Raw genomic sequence first — 22,894 nt, forward strand, 5'->3', positions numbered from 1 at the left:
GGGGACGCGAGACGGGAGCCGACGGTGCGCGCGTGTGATCTGGCGGTGGAGTACGAAACGGTCGGCCTCGACACCGAGGCGGTGGACGCCGCCCGGCTGATGGCCGAACAGCGGCTGCCCGCCCTGCTGGTGGTGGACGTTCTGGGCGCACCGAAGGCGATCCTGCCCGCCTCCCAGATGATCAAGATACTGGTGCCCGGGTACGTCCTCGACGACCCCACGCTCGCCGCCGTGGTCGACGAGCGCCACGCCGACCGGCTCTGCGCGGCGCTGGCAGGCCGCAAGGTCAGCGACTGCCTCTCGGCGAGCGTGCCGCCGCCCGCGGTGGTCGCCCCGGACGACACCGCGCTGGAGGTCGCCGCGCAGATGGCCAGGCTCCGCAGCCCCCTGGTCGCGGTCGTCGGACAGGACAAGGCGGGACCCCACCTGCTGGGTGTCATCACCGCCGCCCACCTGCTGGACCGGCTGCTGGCCGCGGCCCCCTGCTGACCCCCGCCGGCCCGGCACGGACGACGCCCCGCCCGCCCCTGCGCCCGCACCGGGTTCGGCGGACCGCGGCGCGGGGCATCGACGTCCCGACGAGCCGGCTCGAGACTGGAGTGCTTGCCATGCGGATCTCCGTGGACCCCGAACGGTGCTACGGCTCGGGAGACTGCGCGTACCGGGTGCCCGCCGTCTTCACGGTGGTCGACGGCTTCGGCGCCGTGCAGCCGGGCCGCGAGGACGCCGGTGACGATCCGGCCGTGCGGGAGGCGGTCGAGGGCTGCCCCTCGCAGGCGATCACCCTGGCCGAGTAGTCCGGAAAGCGCCTCGGCGGCGCGGCCAGCGGAGGGCACGACCGCCGCGGCCGGTACCGACCGCGGCGACGGCGCGGAGCGCGCCCGTGCCGGGAGCCCGTCGGTGCCGATGGCGGGAGCGAGTCCGCGCCGGCGGAGGCGGCGTGTCCGTGCCGACAGCGGGAGCCTGTCCGTGTCGACGGCGGGAGCCTGTCCGTGCCGACAGCGGGAGCGCCCGTGCCCACGGCGGGAGCGCCCGTGCCCACGGCGGGAGCCTGTCTGTGTCGACGGCGGGAGCCTGTCCGTGCCGGTGGGGCAGCGGGTCCGCGCCGGTGGAGGGAGGGCGTCCGTGCCGGCGGCGGGAAAGCGTGGGCGTGCCGGTGGGTCCGGGCTGCGGGACCGCCCGGGAGGGCTGACGTCCCGGCAGGTCAGCCGCCGACCGGATGGCCCCACCGCAAGGCGGCCAGCGCACGCGCCCTGGCCTCCACGACGGCCATCCGCGCCGCCCGCTCCACCGGATCCACGTGCGCCGCCTGGCCCGTGGCCTGGCCCTCCCACTTGCGGTAGAACAGGCCGACCTCGCCGGTGAACCAGCCCCGGCTCACCGCGTTCAGGGCGAGCAGCAGACCGGTGTCCTCCGAGGCGGGCAGCGCCATCCAGCCGCCCAGCGCGAGCAGCAGCTCCCGCCGCACGCAGAGCGTCGCCGGATGCACCGGAGCGAGGAACCCGCCGGCCTTCCACGCCTCCAGCACGGCTCCCCGCTCGATCGGGCCGTGCTCGGGATCGCCGGGGAAACCCGCGGTGGAACCGTCCGGCAGCAGGTCCAGCACCCGGGACGTGGCCCAGCCGAGGGCGGGGTCGGCCTCCAGCGCCGCGAGGTCCCGGGCGAGCGCACCCGGCGGGAGCCGGTCGTCGGCGTCCAGGATCCGCACGTACTCCCCGTCGGCGTGCGACAGCGCGATCGTCCGGGCCACCCCCGGTCCCCCCGGGCGCCCCTGACGGAACGTCACCCGCCGGTCGCGCGGCACCTGCCGCAGCACCTCGTCGGTCCGGCCGTCCTCCTGGATCACCCAGCGCCACTCCCAGCCCGGCGGCAACTCCTGGGCGCACAGCGAGGCGTGAGCCTCCGGCAGGTAACGGGCCGAAGGGGCGTGGACGGCGGTGACGACGGTGACGCGCCGGGACACGGCGGCACTCACCACCTCTCCGTCGGGGCCTGCGGTCACACAAAGGCCCGACCGCTGGCGACGGGGGATGCACCAGCGATCGGGCTGAGCTCCAGAGTAACAAGGCGACCGGTGCCGTGGGGGCAGACCGCTCGACGGACGGCAGGTGTGACCGGGATCACGGCACCGGGGTGCGCGGCGCGTTCGGCGGGACGCGAGCCGAACGCGCCGCACGCCGCCTCACGCGGCGCACGAGCGGTGGAACGACAGCCGGGGCAGGTACTCCTCCCAGGTCGCGCGCGTCAGCACGTGCCGTGTGCTCGCGCAGATGCGCCGCACCGCCGAGTCCACGTCGAGGTTCCACAGCCGGACGGTGTCGGTTCCGCTGGAGACGCCGAGCAGGCGCCCGCCGCGCGGACTGAACGCGAGGAAGGTGCCCGTTCTGGCCCCCGGACTCATCGACCGGCCGACGGCCGAGGCCCGGGTGGGGTCGGCGACGTTCCACAGCCGCACCGAGTTGTCGGTCCCGCCACTGGCCAGGGTGCGCCCGTCCGGACTGAACGTCAGCGACACCACCGCCTCGCTGTGCCCGGTGAGCGGGTCGGCGGCCGGTGCCGCCCGGGAGGGGTCGGCGACGTCCCACAGCCGCACCGAGTCGTCGTCGCCGCCGCTGGCCAGCGTGCGGCCGTCCGGACTGTAGACGACCGTGTTGACCGGCCCGCGGTGGCCCGTGAGGGGTGAGCCGAGCGGCGCGGCGCGGGACGGGTCGGACACGTCCCACAGCCGGACCGTCCGGTCGGCACTGCCGCTGGCCAGGGTGCGTCCGTCCGGGGAGAAGGCGAGTGCGTTGACGAACCCCCGGTGCCCGGTCAGCGGTGGGCCGAGCGGTGCGGCGCGGGACGGGTCGGACACGTCCCACAGCCGGATGGTCCGGTCGTCGTAGGCGGTGGCGAGGGTGCGCCCGTCCGGGCTGTACGCCAGCGCGTCCGGTCCCATGAAGCGGGTCCGCAGAGCCAGCGGGGGACCCGCGGGGACGGGCCGCTCCGGGTCGCTCACGTCCCACAGGTACACCGCGCGGCTGCCGGTCAGCACGGCGAGCGTACGGCCGTCGGGTGAGAACACCATCGATCGCTCACCGCCGTCCGCGCGCATGAAGGGCCGGCCCAGCGGCCGCGGCCGACCGGACCGGCGTACGTCCCACAGCCTGAGCCGGCCGTCCCGCCCGGCCGTGGCGAGGACCCGGCCGTCCGGGCGGAACACCCCGCTGTGCCCGGTCATGTCCGAGGTCGGCACCGTCCACAGGCGGACCTTGCCGTCTCCGCTGCCGGTGGCCAGGGTGCGGCCGTCCGGGCGGAACCCCAGCGCGTACATCTCGCCGCTGCCGCCCGCCAGGGGTTCGCCGATCTGCGAGGGGTGCTCCGGATCGGCGACGTTCCACAGGCTCGCGGTGCTGTCCGCGCTGGCCGCGGCCAGCGTCCCGCCGCCGGGACTGAACGCCACCGACCAGATCGGCGCCTTGTGCGCGGTCAGCGGGATCCCGACCGGCCCGGCGCGCGCGGGGTCGGACACGTCCCACAGCCGCACGGTGTCGTCGGCGCTGCCACTGGCAAGGGTGCGCCCGTCCGGGCTGAAGGCCACCGAGTGCACCAGGTCCGTGTGCCCGCTCAGGGGCGTGCCGAGCTGCTTCGGGTGGCGCGGGTCGGCGACGTTCCACAGCCGGACCGTCCGGTCGTCGCCGCCGGAGGCCAGAGTGCGCCCGTCCGGGGCGAACGCCACCGAACGCACGGCGGCGTCGTGCCCGGTCAGCGTGGAGAGCGGTGTCGGGTCGGCCGGGTCGGACACGTCCCACAGGCGCACCGTGTGGTCCTCGCCCGCCGAGGCGAGGGTGCGCCCGTCCGGGCTGAACGCGATCAGGTAGATCGTGCCCTGCCGCGCGTCCTGCGGGTCGCCCAGCCGGGTCGGACGGCGGGGGTCGCGCACGTCCCACAGCCGGATCCGCCCGTCGTCGCCGGCGCTGGCGAGGGTGCGGCCGTCCGGGCTGAAGACGGCGCTGCTCACCCAGCTCCCGTGTCCGGTCAGCGGCGAGCCGAGCGCGGCCGGGCGGGACGGGTCGGACACGTCCCACAGGCGGACGGTCCGGTCGTAGCCGGCGGTGGCCAGGAGCCGGCCGTCCGGGCTGAAGGAGGTGAGGTAGACGGCTCCGGTGTGGCCGGTGAGCGGCGTGGCCAGCGGAGCGTTCACGATGGACACCAGGCGGTTGCGGGTGTCCGCGTCGTCCGGGCGCAGCCCGTGCGCGACCAGGTCGAGCCGGGCGGACAGCGACGGATCGGTGTACTGCACCCGGTCCGCCTCGGCGAGCACCTGCGCGAACACCGCGTCGTCGCGCTGCCGCCAGGCCACCACGGCCGAACCGCCCGCCAGCACCGCCAGCACGACCAGCACCGCCACCGCCGTGCGGCTCAGCCACACGATGCGCCGGCGCAGCCGCACCGAGGCGGTGAGGAACTCGACCGCGCTGCGCGTGAGGTAGGCGTACCCGGCGGACGTCGCCCAGGTGTGCGCCTGGTCGAGCCGGGAGCCCCGGTACAGCAGCGAGGAGTCGCGCTGCGAGTCCTCCCAGGCCCTGCCGTCCTCCTCCAGCCGCTGGCGCAGCAGGTTGCCGCCGCGGTCCTCCTCGATCCATTCACGCAGCCTGGGCCAGGCGTGCAGCAGCGCCTCGTGGGTGATCTCCACGGTCTCCGCGTCCAGCGTCACCAGCCGGGCACGGACCAGCGCCTCCAGGGACTCCTCCGTCTTGCCGGGGTCCGTCGACTCCTCCGCGAGCTGGCGCCGGGTGCCCCGCCTGCGGGTGGCCTGGGTGTCCTCGCCCAGCCGGACGAGCCGGAGCAGCAGCAGCCGGGCCGCCGTGCGCGCGCCGGGGTCCAGACCCGACCAGGCCCGCTCGGCGGTCGCCGCCACCGCACCCTGGATGCCCCCCGCCGCCCGGTAGCCGGCCAGCGTCAGCCGGCCCGCCTTCCGCCGCTGCCAGGTGGCGAGCAGGGCGTGCGAGAGGAGCGGCAGCACGCCCGCGTCGTGCGCGCCGCGCGGTCCGTCGCTGCTCACCTCCCGCACGATGAGCTCCGCCAGCCCCGGCTCCAGCTCCAGGCCGACGGCCTTCGCCGGGCCGGTCACCGCCTCCCGCAGTTCCGCGGTGCTCAGCGGCCCGAGCACCATGTGCCGGTGCTGGAGCGCGTCGGCCAGCTCGGGGTGGCGCAGGCACTGGTCGTAGAAGTCGGCGCGCACGCCGAGCACGACGAGCACCGGGACGGCGGCCCCGGGGGCGGAAGCGGTGCACGCGGCGTGCAGAACCTGGATGAAGGTGCGCCGGTCGGCCTCCGAGGAGCAGAGCGTGAACGCCTCCTCGAACTGGTCCACGATGACGACCGCCCGCTCACCGGCATCGTTACCGCCGGCTCCGCCGTCGCGGCCGGTTTCGCCGTCCTTGCCGGTTTCGCCTTCCCCGCTCCGCTCTGCCGCCCAGGCGGCGAAGACCTCCCGGACGGCCGTCGTGAAGCGGCTGCCGCCGGACCCGCCGGACCCGCCGGACCCGACGGACGCGCCGGACGCGCCGGACGCGCCGGACGCGCCGGACCCGCCGGACCGCGCCCGTGCGGGCGTGTCCGGTTTCCTGCGTGCGTAGGCGGACCTGCGGTTCGCGTCCCTCGCGTCCCTCGTGTCCCTCGCGTCCCTCGCGTCGGTCGTGTTGTCCGTCGCGTCCGTTCGGGTGAGGGTGCCCGACGCGGTGGCGGTGTCCGCCCGCTCGCCCGTGGGCCCTTCCACCCTTCCGGCCGCGGCCGGTTCCGCGGTGTCGTACGGCTCCGGGGCGATGCGCAGGACATCGGCCAGCCCGGGTATCCGCTCGGCCAGCTCCGCCAGCGGATCGGCACCGGGAACCAGCTGGACCACCTTGCGCGCGCCGCCCGGGTGCTCCTCGTCCGGCGCTCGGCTCTGGAGGGCGGGCACCAGCCCGGCGCTCAGCAGCGAGGACTTCCCGGCACCGGAGGCACCGACGAGCATCACCAGCCCCCCGGTCCGCTCCGCCCGGCGGAGCTGGGCGAACAGGGCGTCCGTGCTGCGTCTCCGGCCGAAGAACCACCGCGCGTCCTGCCGGCGGTACGAGGCCAGGCCCCGGTACGGGCAGACCCCGCCGGGGACGGCCGCCTCCCCGGCCGGGGAGGGCTCCTTCTCCTCCGGAACCCCCTCGGTCCGCTCGTTTCCGGCCGGCCCGGCGACCGCCCGCTCCCAGAGCTGCTGCCACCGGGCCACGTCGTACAGCCCCGGCGACACCGGCACCGGGCGCTCCCGGCGCGCCTCGGGGATCAGGACGTGCAGCACCGCGGCGAGTGCGGCGAACTGCGCCGGCACGTTCCGGGCCCGCCGCCAGTCGCTGATCCGCTGCGCCGACACCCGTACCGGACGCCCCCGCTCGTCGACCCGCTGCAGCCGGACGACCGCCTCGGACACGCGCTTGAGGGGAGGGTTTCCGGCCTCCTTGTAGAGCAGTGCAAGCCACTCCGCGAAGGCCGAACGAGCCGCCGAACCGGAACTCTGGGTGTCCAACCGTCATCTCCCTGTACACGCGACCGTCCGGACCGGAAAACTCACTCTATACGGCTGACCTGCGGTTACGTGCCGAATCCGGCGCCATCACCTCCTCGCGGGGGCCCTGTGAATGGCAGGATCCCGGTCGGGCGCCAGGAACGCCGCTCGGTACCCGGCAGGCCTGCCTGCTCAGAGCCCGAAACGATCTCGGCGCCCGCAGAGACGACGTACGACTTCCATCCTCCGGCCCCGTTCACCCGAGGCGGCACGGCGTCCGCAGCCCGCAGCCGGTCGCTCGCCCCGCTCGTCCACGACCGCCCACCATCCACGAGCTTCCGCCGTCCGCGAACCGCTCACCGACACCCGTGCCGCCGGTCCTGCCGGATAGCCACCCCCCCATGGTTTCGGCACCGGTCCCCGCGAGGGGAGGGACCGGTGCCGCACGACGTCACGGGCGCGTCCCCCCGGCCGCGCCGGGTGTGCGGCGCCCGCGCCCGCCCGGTGCGCGCGGAACTCCTCATGCGGTGCCCGGCGCAGGCCCCGCGGCCCCGGCCTCGGTGCGGGCGCCGGCCCACGGGCAAGCCAGGCCCTCGGCGTCGGCTCCGCGGGGCCGGGCCCCGCCCTCAGAGCCGTACGACGACCAGGGCGATGTCGTCACGGGCACCGCCGGCAACGCCCAGATCGGCCAGGACCCCGTCGGCCAGCTGCTCCGGGCTTTCCCGGCCGTGCCGGGCCAGCGCCGCCCGCAGGCGCGCCAGCCCCGTGTCGATGTCCTCGCCGCGACGCTCGATCAGCCCGTCGGTGTAGAGCACCAGCGTGTCGCCGGCGCTGTAGGCGTGCCCGGCCTGAGGCCGGGGGACGTGCCGGGGGCGGGTGGCGAGCGGCGGGTCGACCGCCTGGTCCAGCAGTTCGCTGCCGCCTCCCGGGTGTAGCAGGACCGGGGGCGGGTGACCCGCGTTGCTGTAGATGATCAGACGGCTGCGGGGCTCCACCATCGCCTTGACGGCCGTGGTGCCCAGCGCGCCGTCGACCGCGCGGGCGTACAGGCCCAGGACCTCCAGCGCCTGGGCGGGCCGCTCCAGAGCACGTATGGCCGCGCTCAGCGCACTGCGCAGCATCCCCATCACGGCGGCGGCCTCCAGGCCGTGGCCGACGACGTCACCGACCGCCACCGCGAAGCAGCCGTCCGGGAGGTCGACCATGTCGTACCAGTCGCCGCACACGTTCAGGGAGCCGGTGGCGGGCAGGTAGCGCACCGCGACGTCGTCGTGGTGGCTCAGGTCCGGAACCTGGAGCATGGCCTCCTGCAGGGTGACGGCGACCTGCCGCTCGCGGGTGTGCGCTCGGCGCAACTCCTCGTTGAGCCGCTGCAGCTCCCGGGCCCGGGCGTACAGCTCGGCCTCCAGTGCCTCCCGCTCGCTCAGCCGGCCGGTCGGCGGGCGGCTGCCGGAGGCGCGGGACTGGACGAACGCGGTCACGTCCTCCACCCGGTGGATGATTCGCTCCACGGTGCCGTCCGGGGCGAGGATCGGCGTGTTGATCGGCGACCACCACCGCTCCTCGAACGCCTCCGGCCTGCCCGCCACGGGGATGTCGTACTTCTGCAGGGCCATCGTGTCCGGCTCCCGGGTCAGCAGGACACGGTGCAGGGAGGCGTCCAGGTTGCGGACCCCGTCGGCCTCCGGATCGGCCGGATTGTCCGGGAAGGCGTCGAAGACGTACCGCCCGAGCAGGTCGTCCCGGGTGCGGCCGGTCGCCTCCAGATAGGCCCGGTTGACCTCCACGATCACCAGGTCCGGGCCCAGGACCAGATACGGGCTCGGGGTCGCGGCGAACAGCGCCGCATAGTCCAGGTCCGCCATCATCGACCACCCTCACGCCGCCCGCCGGTTTCCTCCGCCTGCGCCACTCGTCGACCTTCCGCGTCGTGTCCGCCATCTCACTCTCGCGTGAATTCCTCCCGCCGTCCTGCCGGAGCCTTCCCGCCGTCCCGGCTGCCGGACCCCGCCGTCCTGGCCACCGGAGCCTCCTCCGGGCCTTTACGGCGCCGGATCGGAGCCTTCCCGGCGTCGGCCCGGAGCCGGAGCAGAGCGGGATCGCGGCGGGACCGCGCGGCGTCGCCGGGCGGGCGGAGGCCACCGCACACAGCGTCGCTTCCACCGCTCCGGGGGTGGAGCCCGCGGTGGCACGGGCAAGGTCGGCCCACTGCCCCACAGCAGCCGCCGCACCGCCGCCGCAAGGACCCGACAGTGAACACCCCGCTCGCGGAGACCGTGTCCGTGGCGCTGCTCGCCCTGGTGCTGACCGGTGCGATCGCGCGTCCGCTCGGCCGGCCGGAAACGACGACCGCGGTTCCGGCGGCCGCACCGGTCCTGGCGCAACTCTGTGAGGAGGACAGACTCTTCGCTACCCGCGGGCTGAGCTCCACCCGGTTCGCCGCACTGACGGCGCCGCCCTGGCCGGCCGCGATCACCGTCGAGTTCGCCGTCCTCCGGCGCTTCTTCGCCGGCGACCCGAGCGCCGGGACTCAGGCCCCGGCCGGCGCCGGCCCACCCGCCATACCGGTGTCCGCTCCCGGTCACGCCGGGCTGCACCCTGGCCGGGTTCGCCCTGGCCTCCGCGGTCGGTGCGGATCCGGCCTGGGCCGCGCTCGCGGGCGCCGCCGTGCCGGCCGTGCGGCCCCTGCTCCGGCGGCGTACCACCGCGAGGGCGCCGGGTGCCGGGCGCCGCGCACGGAGCGTTCGCCGGTCTCCTCGGCCGCGGCCGTCCGGAACGCGATCCCGGCAGCCGGTGGGAGTACCTCGCGGCCGGCTCCGCCGAGCAGATCCTCCGCGCCGCCCCCGAGCGGCTGGGCCGCCCCGGCACCCGTACCGAACGCACAGGCCGGGTCGAACGAGAGGTCGTCACCGCAGCCGCCGCAGCCGCCGGAGCCGACCTGCTGATCCTCGCCCGCGACGGCGATCCCGCTCACCTCGGACCGCGCAGTCTCGGCCCGGCCGGACGCTTCGTCGCCGACCACGCCCCCTGCCCGGTCCTGCTGGTCCGGGCCGAGTCCGCCCCCGGCACCGACACGCTCCCCTCCCCGCCCGCCTTCTCCGGCGGCTCCGCCCGCCCACCCACCGCGTCACCTCCGTCACGGACGCGAGGAGCACCGGGCGGGGTACGGCCCCGCCACCGCGCCTGCCGCCGAAGCGCACCACAGCCCGGGAGGCCCGGCCCCGAACGGTGGGGGCGCGGCCGCGACGGTCAGGGCGTCCGGCTCAGAGATCGAACTCGTGCGGCGGCAGACCCAGCGTGAAGCAGGCCTCCCGGACGACGGCCTGCTCGTCCTTGTCGAAGTTGCCGTCGGCACCGCCGATGACGACGCCGATCTGGATGACGGCACGCGCCTCGGCAGGCTTCTTCTTGGCCTTGGCGACCTCCTGGAGCACGCTGACCTTGCCGAAGGCGAAGTCGGTGGCGAGCTTGTTCAGGTTGTCCTCGAAGCGGCGGCGCAGGTCGTCCGCGTCGAAGTTCTGCAACACCTCGTTGGTGGAGATGAGCTGGGCCACCCGCTGACGCTCGGAGGGGTCGACGGTGCCGTCGGCGGCAGCGACCAGCGCGCACATCGCCATACTGGCGTCGCGGAAGGCGCCGCTCTTGAGGTCGTTCTTCTTCGCCACGAGCTGGGTCTGCATCTGCGATGCGGATTCCTTGACGCGGTCCCACAGGGCCATGAGAACTCCCCACGATCGAGTAGAAGGCCGGTCCGCCCCGACGGCGAACGGCCGTTGATTACTGCAGCACCGTGGAAACTAGCGGACTGCCGGATAAGTTCCAGCCATCACCCCCTGTCACCCTCGCCAGCGACGCCCCTCACCACGCCGGCAGGCGCGCCCGGCAACGCCCGGCAGGCGCGCCCGACAACGCCCGGCAACGTTCCTGCAGTCGGACCGGCTCCCCCGCCCGCGGCCCGCCGCGCCGTACCCCTGTGCCCGCTCCGAGGGGTGCCGCCCCCGCCACCCGCCGCGAGCCGCCCCCTCCGACACCCCGTCAGCGCCCGTGCCGCTCCTGCGCCCTCGCCCGGGTCTCGTCCTCTCCCGCCGGCACCTCACCTCGCGGCTCCGCGAAGAAGACGTCGTCGTGGCCGTCGTAGGCCATCCGGGTGCCGTAGGCGGCCCGGTGCTCCACCAGTTGCCGCACCCAGCCGTCGACCTCGGTGGACCAGTCCCCCGTGTGGTGGTGGCCGACGGTGAAGCGGGCCAGCGCGTCGTCGCCCTCGGAGCAGGAACCGCCGCGCTTGTCGGCCTCCAGGACGACCTCCACCCCGGTCGGGCCGGCGAGGAAGGTCAGCTCGACCTCGTCGACCTGGTGCGCGTACTGCGGGGCCGGCGCCAATTCGACCTCCTGCCGGAAGGGGAGCCGTTGACTTGTACCGCCGATCCGGCCGTGCTCCAGATCGGCCGACCGGAAATCGAAGCCGATCCGGCCGAGAGCGTCGAGCACCGCCTCCTGTACCGCCAGCGGACGCACCGCCAGCGGATCCAACTCGCTCCGGTCCACTTCGCCGGCCGCCGCCAACTCGGTGCGCACGCCGAGCGCGACGCCGAGCGACCGACCGTGCAGCTCCGTCACCGGCGCCTCCCACGGCAGGGACACCTCGAACGGCACGCTCCGCAGTTCCTCCTCGCCGAGCCGGAACCCGCCGCCGATCGTGAATCGTTCGAAGGCGACGAGCCCCCCGCTCTCCCCGGCCCCGCGGGCGGACCCGTTCTCCCCGCCCTCGCGACCGGCCCCCTGATCCGCCTCGACCCGGGCGACCAGCTCGAGCGCGATGTGGTCCACGTCCACGGCCGCCCCGCCGCCTCGCAGGCGCACCTGCCCCGACAGCACACCGCCCGGCGGTACGGAGTCCCCGTCCAGAACCGTGTCCACCGAGGGACCGCCGAGGCCTCCGAGCAGCCGCTTGAACACCATTCCGGGGTCGCTCCTTCACTGTCGTGCCGGTCGTACCGAGAGATCACACCACGGTCCGTCCGACCCGACCCACCTCGCCCCCGGAAGCACTACGTCCCTCGACGAGGTTCCCCGACGCCCCCGTCGCGATCCGCCGGGCGGCGACGCCTCTGTATCTCCGTCGACGGCGTGTTCCCGGCCGTCGTGCCGGGACCGGCCACGATCGAATTCCCCGCAGCGGGGCACCGGCACCGTGAGGGGGAGGACCGGGAAGTAGTCCTCCAGTTTGAGCAGGCGAAGCATGCGGCCGGTCCGCGGGTGCGGGCAGGCGAGCCAGAGCCGCTTGCGCCGCGCATGCAGGCGCTGGTCGACCTCGACGAGCGGTTGCACACCGCTGCTGTCCATGAAACCGACACCGCACAGGTCCACGACGACCGAGTACTCGTGCGCGTACCGGAGAGCCGTGTCGAGCGCCCGGCGCAGCAAGGGGGCGGTGGCGATGTCCGCCTCTCCGGAGACGGAGACGAGGACATGGTCGATATGTACGGTGCATACAGAGTGAAGGTGCACTGAGTGACTCCTGGCCGCGGCAAGGCTTCGGTCCCTATGTCCGCCGGGGTCTGGGGCGGCACCTCGTGCGGGATCGGTCACCGCGGCGACCGATCCCTTCACCAGGCAATTTACCCGTCATGTGGACCGCTTCGGGTGGAAATGACGACAACTGCGGGCTGTGCGATCTACCCCTCGGAATGCGGCTGTCGCCCCGAAACGCGGGGGACGCCGGTCACGGCGACCGGCGTCCCTCGCGTTTCTCCTCCCCGGACGGCTCTGCCATGGGCCGGCGGGGCAGGACCGTGTCGGGAGCCGTGACCACCTGGAGGGCCACGTCGACCAGCTTGCGGTTGTCGTTGCGCGCCACGGTGCGCAACGCGTTGAAGGCCCCGTCGAGGGAGACCTGCAGGCGGTGGGCGAGGAAGCCCTTGGCCTGTTCGATGATGACGCGGCTGTCCAGCGCGTGCTGGAGCTGCTGGGCGAGGATCTCACGCCTACGGGAGGCACGTTCCTGCAGGATGCCGATCGTGGCGATGTCCGCCAGGGCCTGACCGAGCATCGCGTTCCGGTCGTCCAGGACGCCCGGTTCCGCGCGGAAGAGGTTCAGAGCGCCGATGACCTGCCCGTTGTGCCGCATCGGCAGAGCGCACACGCTGTGGAAGCCCTCCTGCCGCGCCGCCTTCGCGAAGCGCGGCCAGGGCAGCGCCTCGGCGGGAGCACCGGGATCGGCGTCGTCGTAGTCGACCCGCCGTCCCTCCGTGTAGCAGGCCACGCACGGCCCCTGGTAGCCCTGGAGCTGGAGGAGCTCCAGGAGCCGGGCCTTCTCGCTGGACGCGGCGATCAGGTGGAGGCGCCCCTGGGGATTGGTCAGGAGGATGCCGGCCGCGTCGACGTCGAGCAGTGCCACGCTGTGTCCGGCCAGACGGTTCAGGAACTCGATGACGTCGAAGTCCTCGACCAGCGTGTCCGCGAGGTCGACGAACGCGGTGATGAGCGCTTCTTCGCTGGACATGGAGTGGTGCCCCTCACCGTTCCTCGTCGTGCCCGGAGTCGGGGCGGGTGCCCTCGTCCCCGGAGGGGATGAACACCACTGTTCCGTCCAGCACCCGCGCGGCCACGGTGGAGATGGTCAGGTCCTCGCTGAAGGCGCGGCCGCGCAGACGCGAGAACGCCTCCTCGACTCCCACGTCCAGCTGAGCGGCGACCATCCCGGTGGCCTGGTAGACCTTCAGGCTGTCCTCTCCCAGGCCGAGTTCGTGGTCCTCGGGCGTGTCCGCCTCCACGGAGAGCTCGAGCAACTGCTCGAGAGCCATGGCACTGAGCAGGAGCGCGTCGCGCGACTCCCCCTCGCCCAGGGCGCCGGGCTGGAGGCGGTCGCTCCCCGCCGGGTTCCTCGGCCCGCGCCGGCCGGCCCGCGGGAGCACACGCCCCGTACGCTGCGGGCGCCGCCGGCCGCACCGGCCGCATCGGCCGCATCGGCCGCATCGGGCATGCGGTGGCCGCGGGGGTGGACTCGGGGCCGTGGCGCGGTCCGTCGCCCGCCCCGGACGCCACCGCACATCCGATCGCCGGGATCGCGAACCCGGCGAACCTTCGCGGTCGGAGCACCGGCGGGCCGACGGGCCGGCGGACCGGGGTGCCGGGGTGCCGGGTGTCAGCCCGCCAGGGCGGTCGCGAAGTCGCCGGCCCCCTGCTGCACCCCGCTGCAGTCCGACCGCGCCCCTCCGGTGTCCGCGCCGCCGTCGCACGGACGATCACGGAACGCGGCCCACATCGACAGCCCGCCCAGCCCCTTGGCTTCGGCGAACCTCCGGACCTCGGCCGCGTCGGACAGCGTGAAGGTCTCGCCGGCCACGTCGTTGACGCCGATCATCGCCGTCAGCGACAGGCCGTGCCAGGCGTCGGCGGAGGACAGCGCGAAGGCCTTCCCCACCTGGTCGTGGGCGGCCGTGGCGGCGGACAGCGCGTAGTCGCCCATGTCGCCGGTGTAGGAGGTGCCGTAGTTCATGGCCATGATGTTGACGCTGGACACCGTGACGCCGCTCCTGCGCGCGGAGTCCAGGACGTCCAGCGCGTCCCGGCCCAGTCCCTCGGGCATGACGGGAAGGGTGAACGACACCCTGAGGCCGGTGCGTTCCTTCTGGAGCAGGGCGATGGCCTCGGAGCGAAGGGCGACAGAGGCGGGGTCGCTCAGCGCGCCCCCCTCGATGTCGAAGTCGGCCTGGTTGCCGTCGGCCGCGTCCAGCGCCTCCCCGTAGGCCTTCGCGAGGGCGGAGGCGCTGTCGCAGGTCCGGGCGAGTCCCGTGCCGTTCGCCCCGCCGAAGGACACGCGCACCTGGGAACCGGATGCGGTGAGCGCCGCTATGCGGTCCTCCACCGCGGCGTTGTCGATGGCGAAGGTGCCGCTCCAGGTGGGTCTGCACGCAGTGCCGTCCGACAGAACGAACTCCAGGTTGTAGGTGGAGGGTGAGCCGGTCGAGTCGGTGTCCGAGGGGGTGGTGGCGCTGACGTAGGGCGCGAAACGGGCCGATGACGCGGGGGTCGGGGACGCCGCCGTTGTTCCGCTGCCGGAGGCGTGCGGCTCGCCCGTGCCCGACGAGCAGCCCGTGGCGGCCAGGCCGAGCAGGCAGACGAGTCCGGCGGCCGACTTCAGGGAGCGCCTCATGTGTGCAGTTGTCCGTTCTCGCGATGTTCCTATCGGGAAGAACGATAATCCGCTTCAGCGCTGCCGTTCGCACGCTTGGTCGATGTTGTCCGATGTCACGCTCCCTGGGAGCGTCCTGCGCGACCCTGTTTCGTCGTCGGCGGCGCATCGCACGAAGCGACACGCTTCGCGGTGCAGCCGATCCACCGCCGAAAACTACAGATCAGCGCCGGTCTCAATCGGTTCTGCGGATCTCGGGTCAGGCGGCGGCCGGGCGCGGGCCGCCTCGGAAGACCTGGCCGGTGTGCCAGGACCGGTGGGCTGCCGCAACGGGCGGGATGCCGGGTTGCGGGCCTGTGAGCGGACGGCCCGCGAGTGCTGTCACATGCTCGTGGGCCGTCCGGCTGCGACCGATGAACTGCTGCGAGACCAGGATGCGGTGGCCGTCGCCCACGCCGAGGACGCCCTTGTCGAGGAGTTTGTGGTGCAGCGAGCACAGGCACAGTCCGTTGTCGACCTCGTCCGGACCGCCGAACGCCCACCAGCGCACGTGCGCGGCCTCCAACCCGACGGGCGCCGTACCGATCACGCCGTCGTAGCCGCAGAAGGCGCACTGGTACTCGTACGCGGTCAGCACCATCTCCCGCATCCGACGGTCCCGCTGCCGCCTCGCAGGCGCCGCGAGAGCGCCGGTCTCCGCCAGTTCCGGTTCCAGGCCCACCGCGTCGCACAGGTCCCGGTGCAGCGACGTCGGGAAGTGCAGATCCAGCAGCACCCTCGCCATGCGACCCAGCAGCGACGGTTCCCGCCGCAGCGCCAGCTGAAGGTCCGGCGCCAGCCGCCCGGTGGCCCGGCTGGCTCGTAGTTCCCGCACTCCGGTACCCGGGCTGCCGACACCGTGCGCGGTCCGCACCTCCCACACCCCGTCGCTGACCAGATGGTGGAAGGGATAGGCAGGCGTGGTTCCGCGCGACGGACCGTACTCCACCAGCAGTTGCTTCAGGTCCGCCTCCACCGCGCTGTACGGCAACTCGTCCGCGGCATCCGCCTGAAAACGCCCCAGCGCGTACAGCAGCAGCAACGGTTTGTGCGGCGCCCGCACCCCGTCCCGACTCCACTGCCTCAACTTCGCGGCACGCTCCAGCCAGTCCATGACCGTGATCGTAGCTATGCCCGGCGACGCCTCCCCTGCACGAGCCGGGGACGGCTCATCGGCGTATGCCGGCGACCCGGTGGGCCTCTGCTCAATCGATCTGACGAACAGTCAGAATGCTGTGCAGTACCTCCGTCGGCGGCGCCGAGGTGCTGGACGCGGGACGTGACCGCGCTTCGCTCGCCCAACACAAAACGCATTCAGGTCGGTGGCGGTGGTCTGACATCATGGCGGCGGCCTGCGGTCAAGATCCGGGTGGGGGGAACGCCATCGTGACAACCGCCAACGTCTACGACCGGCCGCCGTACCGCAACGCTGTACCGCGGCAGGCGACTGGACCCGCCGCCTGGGTGCTCGACGTGTTCCTCCCGTGGCGGCTGGCCCGTCGCATCTACGGGCCGTTCCGTATATTCAGGTTCACCGCCGCCGATGTCGTGGGGCTCGCCGGTGCGGGAGGCCTGTCCGGGAGGCTTGCTCAGCCGGTCGCGACGGCCCTCGCCGAGCGTGCGGTCGATCCCGTCATCGAGCGGCTGCTGTTACCGCGCGCACTGCTGGGCCTCGGCCTCCTCGTGTTCGTCATCCGGATGGCAACCGGAACCGGCATGAACGACCTGATCGGCGATGCGTTCAGTGACAGTCTCCTGATGCTGGGCACCGGACCGGTGTCGCTGCTCCTGGCCTGTGTGGCGCTCGTCGCCCTGGCCCGCCCCGGCACGAGAGGGACGGTCGCCCGGCTGGCCGCCCGCCCACTGGCGACCGCACTCATCACGGCTGCGTTCTGCGGCCTCTTCGCGTACGGGGCCACACACGGCGGGGACAACTACTCTCCGCAGTCGGTCACCGCACTGCTCGTCTCACTGATCGTCGGTCCTTGGCTCACGGTGTTCTTCGGCTCAGCCCTCTACCTGATCCACCGCAACACCTTCAGCGTGGGCGGCCACCCCCTCGTCCGTCCCCTTGCCTGCGTCCCGCTCGCCTGGCTGACCGCCGTGGGCCACGCCTTCTTCGTCGACTTCGCCTACGACTCCCCCCACGCCGACCCGCCTCCAGCCTATTTCGTGGCCCTGTTCGCCGGCCCCGTCGGCGTCACCGTCACCGCCGTGATCGAGGTGATCCTGCTTCGCCGCCGACAGGGCGTCGGATTCCGGGGTCCGCTTCCGGGCTGGAACCCACCGCAGCCTCGGACCACCCCGATCCCCAGCGAACTCGTAGCACGCCTGCGCGTGAACGTGGACCACGGTCACACGTACTTCTGGCCGCAGGTCACAGACCGGAACGGTGTCGTATGGGCCGTGACCCCCGAGACATGGACCCGGCAAACGGTCATGTGGCCATACGTGCCCTCCTTCACGGAGGAAACGCGCCCTATGCTGCGCTCGGACCTCGAAGCCACGGCCGGGCCCCTGACCCCCCGGCACCACCCGGGGAACAACTTCTGAGTGACATCCTGTACACCCGCCGTTCAGGAACGGCTTGCGCGGGAGCGCGGTCGGTGGAGTCTCAACGGGTGTGACAAGCGACGGCGACGCCGGCCAGTTGGCGGTCTGCTGAACGGCGATCCCGTTGATGACTCCCCGCATTCGAAGCCACAACAGGAGAAGCGCCTCGACGACCCTTCGGCCGCCCCCTGTCCTCGCTTGGCCTCTGTGCGATCTGTGGCAGTCCGGTCCAAGAAGGCAGAGCGCCGACGGCATTGGCGACGTGGTGGAGACCGGTGGGGGTTGGGCGAGTGTCCGGGGCCGACGTCATTCTTCGCGATGCTGAGCGAATACCTGCTGTTGCTCGTCCTGCCAGCTCCAGTTCGCCGACCGGGAGAAGGGCAGGCTCCTGGCAAGGCCGGAAAACTGGTCGGATGGCTCTCGGCTGGCCTTGTTCACCACGATCGCCGAGAGCATCGGTGCTCGCCCGTCCTCGTTGCGGTGAAGGCAGACATCCTTGAGCAGGTAGGTCATGACCCCGCGGTGAGGCGGGATGGAGTCGAAGCCCTGTGCCGCCAACTCGGCGCTCAGCTCCCCGTACGTGATGGTCTGTCCCTGCCGGGCCCACTTCCGCAGGATCTCCACAGCCGCTTCCACCGCTGCCCGGTACTCCGGGTCCTTGATCCTCATCGTCCCTCCCCCAACGCGTGGCGGCCACCGCCAAGCCTGCGCATCGTACCGGCCGGACACCGGCCCAGTACGGCTGCAGGCGGCACTGCAGCGCGCTGCAGCAACCGCAATCGACTCAGAACCGCATTCCCCGTGGGCATCGCCCGCCTTCGCGCTCAATTGGAGCCGACCGAGGCCACGGCGGTCTCCTTTGCGAGTGTTCGGTGTAGCGCAGAGCCCGGTATGGGAGGAACGCGGGCTCGTCTTCTTGTCGGCCGTGGGCAAGCCGCTCGATGCGCCCAACGTTCGGCGGGCCTTCCGTCAGGCGCCCAAGGCCGTCGACGGTCTCAACACCGACGAATGGACTCCCCGAGAGTTCCGGCACAGCTTCGTGTCGCTGCTCTCCAACCGGGGCGTGCCGCTGGAGGAGAACTCCCGGCTCGTCGGGCACTCCGAAACGGCGGTCACCGAGGAGGTCTACCCGAAGCAGATCCGGTCCGTGATCCAGACCGGCGCCGTGATCACGGACGGCATCTACAAGCGGGTACAAGCGGGCCCCGGAGCGTTAGCCACGCAGATAGACACGCACGCAGAAACAGGTGAGGCACCTAGGAACGTTCCTAGGTGCCTCACCTGGTGTTTCAGCTGTCGGGGTGGCGGGATTTGAACCCACGACCTCTTCGTCCCGAATTAGGCCCTGGAAGATCGCCGACCAGCGGACCATGTCAAAGGTGCAGGTCACGGCGTTGGGATGCGTTGGTTTCCGATAGCGCCCGGAGGTCTCAACCACAAGATCATCTCCAGGTTTTCTCCAGGGCGACCTACTCCTCGATCCAGTCTTCCGCCACGGCGCGAATGAAAGTCGGGAGGTCGGCTTCCTGGGGAGGGATGCGAGTGGGATGCCGGGCCGCGAAGACAAGGTAGTAGCGCTCGACTCGTGCACGCAGCTCGTTGTCCTGTGGTTCCGCGGCTGCCAAAGCCAGAGCAACGCGCCCAGGCTCTCCGTACGCACGGACGGGGCGGCCGAGACCGTCGTAGCCCTCGAAGAACTCGTCCACTGACTCGATCAGGTCATCAGCCAGGGCCGGCTCATGCAGGATGAACATGCGGCCGTCCTCGTCGAAGAGCAACACTGGGTCTGCTGGATCCGTCACCGCTGGCCCTCCTGCATGTCGGAACTTGCCGCAGCCTCGCCAGGCTGCTTCCCGACGGTGGTACCACTAAGCCGTGATTGGCGGCGGTGCGTGATGGCGCTCCCCAGCTCGGCAGGAGTGGGCCAGGGCGCGCGGCGATGGATCATGCGATGGCAGTTCGCGCAGATGAGTGCGAGATCGCTGAGCTTGGTTGTCCCTTCGCCGGCCTTGTGCAGAGGCACGACGTGATGGCACTCGACATAACCGGCTCCGCGCTCGCCGTAGACCTCCTCGAAGTCGAAATTGCATGCCTCGCACGCGAGGCTGCCGCCCTTCCGGAGGACAGAGGCGATCTTCTTCTTACGCAACCCCTTGTTTCGTTCCCGCGCCCGATGCCGGCGCAACAGCAACCGCCCTTCGGGCGCGCTGAAGTCGTCGTCAAGCTCCTCGTCGTCAGCCTGAGCGAGGTCCTGAAGCTCGCCAGTGCTGATGCCTTGCCGGAGGAGGCGGGCCACCTCGGTCATCTCACCCGGCCGGGCAAGGAACTCGTGGAGGACTTCCACATCCAAGGCGCCACCGTTTGTGGGCTTGCCGCGGTAGTCAGGGTGCCGGGTAGCTATGTCAAACGTCTTGCGGGCCACCCCATTGGGGTTACGAAACTTGTCGTTGCGGTCAGCGTCAGCATGAAGAGGTAGCAGCTGAAGCAAAGCAGACAGTTCGATTACCCGGCGGTCCTGTACGTCCAGACCCTTCCAGCCGTTTCCCATGACCAGATCGCAGGCAAGGATGACCTCGTCGCGTGCCCAGTCGGGATTCTTGACCGCTCTGATTTGGAAGCCCAGACGCTTCAACCAAGCGGCTGCATGGTCCTTGCCCCCACTGAACTCATCAGCAGCCAGCGCCCGCCTCTGGTCCCACTTGTGTGCCACTCCGGCTATGGCCTTTGAGTCGTACTCCCGCCCCTTGTGGACCAGGACATACGAGCGGGCCTCACCGAAGCCGTACTTCGACAGGAAAGCCTCGCGTCCCGCCTCATCGTGCTCAGCAACGGCCTTGAGCACAGACTCCCGAGTGATCGCTCCTCTACGCATGTCCGAAGACTAGGCCGAAGACTGGCACCACGGGAGCGATTTCGCACTGATCAGCCAATTCGCAGTCTGATTCCCCAGGAAAGACCGGAAAGCGACGGGTGTCGGGCCCGGTGCCGCTGTGCCGGGGCGAGCCCGCTTAGGTCTTTCACTCTTCGGTCTGCTTGAAAGAAAGCTTCAGTAACTCGGGAATTTGCTTAACGAACACGTCACCGAGTTCGTAAAGCTCGTAAACTTCAGCCAGGGTCTTATCTAGGACGAAGCTCGCATAGTTGTTGTGAACCATGTTGTTGCGGAGCGAGCCGAGCTCCATAAAGGCGCTGATATAGCGAGTTAAGTCCGGGTCGTCGCGGCAATATTGCTTCATCCCTGCTTTGAACTCGGGGCCGAAAAGGGACCAGAACTGTCCTGCGTTTCTTGTGTCCCAATTGAAGAGTGTGTGATATTTTCTGCGAATTGCGCTTTGGTCCACCAGGTCGACAATCTTCGAGTCTAGGGTGTTTTCGGCAATGTGATCCCTGAGTGCCTGGCACACCCTGTCTTCGAATTCACTGGCGGCGGCTAGGAGGAGCACCTTAGGCAAGGTGATCTGCAGAGTGGCGTGGTGAGATGCCTGTTGTTGGTCGCTGAGGTAGTCGAGAACGCCGCGGTGGTCGGCGTACATCCTTGCGACCCTGCTCATGAGGCATTGCCAATGAGTTCGCTAAGGAGCTGTTGAGTTTCGGTTAGCCTTCCCTTCACGTTAGCCGTTTTGGTGGACCCCTCTTGCGTGTACTGGCTGAAGCGCTTGCTTTTTCCGATGCGCTCAATCCACTCAGGCCGGAGGTGTGGGACTTCCACCCCCTCTTCTTTGAGGTTCAGTGCGGCCACATAGATGGCTTCGAAGAGCAGAGGGCTGAAGCGGGCGGACCCTGCCTGATACGTGCTTCGAGCACAGTCACGGTTCAATCCCATGAACCAGGACCATTCATCTGCGGTTTGCTTGATTTTCTCGGGCCCGAACTTCTTTGATTTCTTGCAGAAGCGGTTGACGAAACCTGTCATGGAACCGGCGTAACCGGCTGTCCCCTCACGCAAGGAAAGGCTACGGAGGATGATCTCCATATCCTTCATGCGGGAATCCGGCTCCGAAGATCCGAGGAGTTCACGCCATTTTACGTTTTCGTTTAGGCTGAAGATGCCCTGGAAGAACTGCGAATGGTACAAGCTTGCTCGGATTTCCTGAGGATTGAGGTTGACGCCCCCAGTGTTCAATCGGTTGAACATTTCGAACATGGCCGAGTCGTCATTCGCAGGACTTACTTGTTTTACGATCACATTCCGGATTGTCCGTAGGTCGAACTGGCGCTTGAACTCGGCAAGTGTCGAGTAGGTCCGCCCTGCGAACTTGTTCTTCTTCTCGCCTGGGAGGCTCGGAAGGCTGAGCTTGAAGTTCTCGAAATATTCGTCATCTTGGAGGAATTCCTCAGAGATTCCGCCCTCCGCATTGAAGAGTTTGCGGATGGTGCTCCGCTTGTCTTTGCGCGGAAACCTCTCTTTGGCGAAAAAGAATACGGTCATCAGTCTTTGTTGACCATCAATCACAAGGAAGTCATTATTCCCTTCCTCGTAAAGGAATACTTGCGGGACTGGGAGTCCGAGGATGAGTGATTCGATTAGCTTTGATGCCCTCTTTCGGTCCCAGACGTAATTCCGCTGGAAAGGGGGGATCTTGATCGCGCCTTCTTCGATGAAGCTATTGATCGTCTTGGTGTTGAAATCGTTGGGTGATGCGACGATCTCGTACTCGTCGATCTGGCTGATGACCTCGTCTTCGGAAAGCTCCTTGACGTTGAGGTGCTTGAGGTCGGACTCCTGGTCGAATCCGGGCTCGTCGAGGTCCTGCTCCGTCACTGGCCTGCTCCCTGCCGCGTCGATGCCTAGATCGACACTTTAACGATGTGTCAGGCGTCAGGTGAGCGGATCGGCTGCCGATGGCGTAGGCACAGCGGCTAAGGCAACACGGAGGGAGCCGGTCGCGGCTGGGGCCGGTCCCAGCTCCGCTTGTCTCAGCGAACGCTCAGCCCCCTCTTTGACCCGCCGTGGGCACTTCCTGGAAGGGGAGTGAGGTGCCTACGCAGCTCGCGTAGCGTCGCCTTGTGCTGGCACTCTTCGACCTCGACAACACCCTGATCGACCGCAGCGCGGGCATTGAGCAATGGGCTCGTGGTTTCGTGCAGTCACGCTCCCTGTCCCTGGAGGCGGAGGCTGTCATCTGCGATCGGCTCCGAGAGCGGGCTCACCCTGAGGATTTCGTGGGCTTGGGGGCGGCCCTCGGTCTCAGCGACGACCCGGGCGACCTGTGGCACGAGTACGTCGATGGCCTCGCGCGGTCGGTGCGCTGTTTCCCCAGGGCCCGGGAAGGGCTCGAAGGGCTCCGCAGCGAGGGGTGGACTATCGGCATCGCGACGAACGGCGCGGGGGATATCCAGCGAGCCAAGCTCGCTGCGACCGGTCTGGCCCCGCTCTTCGACGGCATCTGTGTCTCGGGTGAGGTAGGAGTGCGGAAGCCGGAGCGCTGTCTCTTCGAGGCTGCGGCGGCGGAGTGCGGCGCGTCGCTCAGTGCTGGTGGGTGGATGGTCGGTGACAACCCCGAGACGGATATGGGTGGGGCGAGGGCGGCGGGACTGCGGACACTTTGGGTGGCCAATGGCCGTGAATGGGCCGATGGCCTTCGCGAGCCCGACGTCATGGTGCCGGGCATCGTGGAGGCCATCGAGGTACTGCGAGGCAAAGCGGT

19 protein-coding genes and 2 pseudogenes are annotated in these 22,894 nt (G+C 70.6%); 6 read left to right on the plus strand and 15 right to left on the minus strand.

Going from position 1 to position 22,894, the window contains the following annotated elements; genetic code table 11:
• The first annotated feature begins 24 nt into the window (after positions 1 to 24).
• Both ACL02U_RS22340 and ACL02U_RS22345 read left to right on the plus strand, forming a co-directional pair.
• Positions 25 to 489, plus strand: coding sequence for a CBS domain-containing protein (locus tag ACL02U_RS22340; RefSeq protein ID WP_412792667.1), 465 nt, complete (start codon positions 25 to 27; stop codon positions 487 to 489).
• 119 nt (positions 490 to 608) lie between these two features.
• Positions 609 to 797: a ferredoxin gene (locus ACL02U_RS22345; protein ID WP_412792668.1), complete on the plus strand. Its 189-nt coding sequence runs from the start codon at positions 609 to 611 to the stop codon at positions 795 to 797.
• A 407-nt stretch (positions 798 to 1,204) separates the two neighbouring features.
• On the opposite strand, the gene ACL02U_RS22350 is transcribed toward ACL02U_RS22345, so the two are convergent.
• The 3 genes from ACL02U_RS22350 to ACL02U_RS22360 all read right to left on the minus strand — a co-directional run bounded on the left by ACL02U_RS22350 (position 1,205) and on the right by ACL02U_RS22360 (position 8,388).
• Positions 1,205 to 1,975, minus strand: a complete 771-nt coding sequence (locus ACL02U_RS22350) for a glycosyltransferase family 2 protein (RefSeq protein ID WP_412792669.1) — start codon at positions 1,973 to 1,975, stop codon at positions 1,205 to 1,207.
• 207 nt (positions 1,976 to 2,182) lie between these two features.
• The gene (locus ACL02U_RS22355; protein WP_412792670.1) at positions 2,183 to 6,541 is read right to left on the minus strand and encodes a hypothetical protein; all 4,359 of its coding nucleotides are present in this window, start codon (positions 6,539 to 6,541) and stop codon (positions 2,183 to 2,185) included.
• A gap of 605 nt (positions 6,542 to 7,146) precedes the next feature.
• The gene (locus ACL02U_RS22360; protein ID WP_412792671.1) at positions 7,147 to 8,388 is read right to left on the minus strand and encodes a PP2C family protein-serine/threonine phosphatase; all 1,242 of its coding nucleotides are present in this window, start codon (positions 8,386 to 8,388) and stop codon (positions 7,147 to 7,149) included.
• A gap of 851 nt (positions 8,389 to 9,239) precedes the next feature.
• On the opposite strand from ACL02U_RS22360, the pseudogene ACL02U_RS22365 reads away from it, so the two are divergent.
• Positions 9,240 to 9,611 (plus strand): annotated as a pseudogene (locus ACL02U_RS22365) (universal stress protein); the annotation flags it as partial.
• A gap of 172 nt (positions 9,612 to 9,783) precedes the next feature.
• On the opposite strand, the gene ACL02U_RS22370 reads toward ACL02U_RS22365, so the two are convergent.
• The 7 genes from ACL02U_RS22370 to ACL02U_RS22400 all read right to left on the minus strand — a co-directional run bounded on the left by ACL02U_RS22370 (position 9,784) and on the right by ACL02U_RS22400 (position 15,807).
• The gene (locus ACL02U_RS22370; RefSeq protein WP_412792672.1) at positions 9,784 to 10,239 is read right to left on the minus strand and encodes a tellurite resistance TerB family protein; all 456 of its coding nucleotides are present in this window, start codon (positions 10,237 to 10,239) and stop codon (positions 9,784 to 9,786) included.
• 316 nt (positions 10,240 to 10,555) lie between these two features.
• A complete protein-coding gene (locus tag ACL02U_RS22375) occupies positions 10,556 to 11,479 on the minus strand; it encodes a sporulation protein (RefSeq protein WP_412792673.1) in 924 nt (307 codons plus the stop codon).
• A 15-nt stretch (positions 11,480 to 11,494) separates the two neighbouring features.
• Positions 11,495 to 12,130, minus strand: coding sequence for an STAS domain-containing protein (locus tag ACL02U_RS22380; RefSeq protein ID WP_412792674.1), 636 nt, complete (start codon positions 12,128 to 12,130; stop codon positions 11,495 to 11,497).
• Between the two features lie 112 nt (positions 12,131 to 12,242).
• Complete coding sequence (locus tag ACL02U_RS22385) at positions 12,243 to 13,022, minus strand: ANTAR domain-containing protein (RefSeq protein WP_412792675.1); 780 nt, start codon at positions 13,020 to 13,022, stop codon at positions 12,243 to 12,245.
• Between the two features lie 13 nt (positions 13,023 to 13,035).
• The gene (locus ACL02U_RS22390; RefSeq protein ID WP_412792676.1) at positions 13,036 to 13,323 is read right to left on the minus strand and encodes an ANTAR domain-containing protein; all 288 of its coding nucleotides are present in this window, start codon (positions 13,321 to 13,323) and stop codon (positions 13,036 to 13,038) included.
• Positions 13,324 to 13,664: 341 nt separating this feature from the next.
• Positions 13,665 to 14,675, minus strand: coding sequence for a chitinase (locus ACL02U_RS22395; RefSeq protein ID WP_412792677.1), 1,011 nt, complete (start codon positions 14,673 to 14,675; stop codon positions 13,665 to 13,667).
• A gap of 238 nt (positions 14,676 to 14,913) precedes the next feature.
• Complete coding sequence (locus tag ACL02U_RS22400) at positions 14,914 to 15,807, minus strand: phosphorothioated DNA-binding restriction endonuclease (protein WP_412792678.1); 894 nt, start codon at positions 15,805 to 15,807, stop codon at positions 14,914 to 14,916.
• A gap of 272 nt (positions 15,808 to 16,079) precedes the next feature.
• Between ACL02U_RS22400 and ACL02U_RS22405 the strand changes: the two genes are divergently transcribed.
• A complete protein-coding gene (locus ACL02U_RS22405) occupies positions 16,080 to 17,246 on the plus strand; it encodes a hypothetical protein (protein ID WP_412792679.1) in 1,167 nt (388 codons plus the stop codon).
• A gap of 306 nt (positions 17,247 to 17,552) precedes the next feature.
• Here the strand turns inward: ACL02U_RS22405 and ACL02U_RS22410 are convergent, their stop codons facing one another.
• Positions 17,553 to 17,915 (minus strand): hypothetical protein, encoded by a 363-nt coding sequence (locus ACL02U_RS22410; RefSeq protein WP_412792680.1) that lies wholly within the window; start codon positions 17,913 to 17,915, stop codon positions 17,553 to 17,555.
• Between the two features lie 217 nt (positions 17,916 to 18,132).
• Here ACL02U_RS22410 and ACL02U_RS22415 point away from each other — a divergent pair.
• Positions 18,133 to 18,438 (plus strand): annotated as a pseudogene (locus tag ACL02U_RS22415) (tyrosine-type recombinase/integrase); the annotation flags it as partial.
• A gap of 277 nt (positions 18,439 to 18,715) precedes the next feature.
• Here the strand turns inward: ACL02U_RS22415 and ACL02U_RS22420 are convergent.
• The 4 genes from ACL02U_RS22420 to ACL02U_RS22435 form a co-directional block, all read right to left on the minus strand.
• On the minus strand, positions 18,716 to 19,048 hold the full coding sequence (locus ACL02U_RS22420) for a hypothetical protein (RefSeq protein WP_412792681.1): 333 nt from the start codon (positions 19,046 to 19,048) through the stop codon (positions 18,716 to 18,718).
• Positions 19,045 to 20,118: an HNH endonuclease gene (locus ACL02U_RS22425; RefSeq protein WP_412792682.1), complete on the minus strand. Its 1,074-nt coding sequence runs from the start codon at positions 20,116 to 20,118 to the stop codon at positions 19,045 to 19,047. Before ACL02U_RS22425 ends, ACL02U_RS22420 begins: the two co-directional genes overlap by 4 nt.
• Positions 20,119 to 20,263: 145 nt before the next feature.
• Positions 20,264 to 20,779: a HEPN domain-containing protein gene (locus ACL02U_RS22430; RefSeq protein WP_412792683.1), complete on the minus strand. Its 516-nt coding sequence runs from the start codon at positions 20,777 to 20,779 to the stop codon at positions 20,264 to 20,266.
• A gap of 14 nt (positions 20,780 to 20,793) precedes the next feature.
• The gene (locus tag ACL02U_RS22435; protein WP_412792684.1) at positions 20,794 to 22,008 is read right to left on the minus strand and encodes a DUF262 domain-containing protein; all 1,215 of its coding nucleotides are present in this window, start codon (positions 22,006 to 22,008) and stop codon (positions 20,794 to 20,796) included.
• 245 nt (positions 22,009 to 22,253) lie between these two features.
• Between ACL02U_RS22435 and ACL02U_RS22440 the strand changes: the two genes are divergently transcribed.
• The coding region (locus ACL02U_RS22440; RefSeq protein WP_412792685.1) for an HAD family hydrolase at positions 22,254 to 22,894 on the plus strand (641 nt) is incomplete at its 3' end.

Source organism: Streptomyces sp. MS06 (genome assembly GCF_047200655.1).
Lineage (GTDB): Bacteria > Actinomycetota > Actinomycetes > Streptomycetales > Streptomycetaceae > Streptomyces.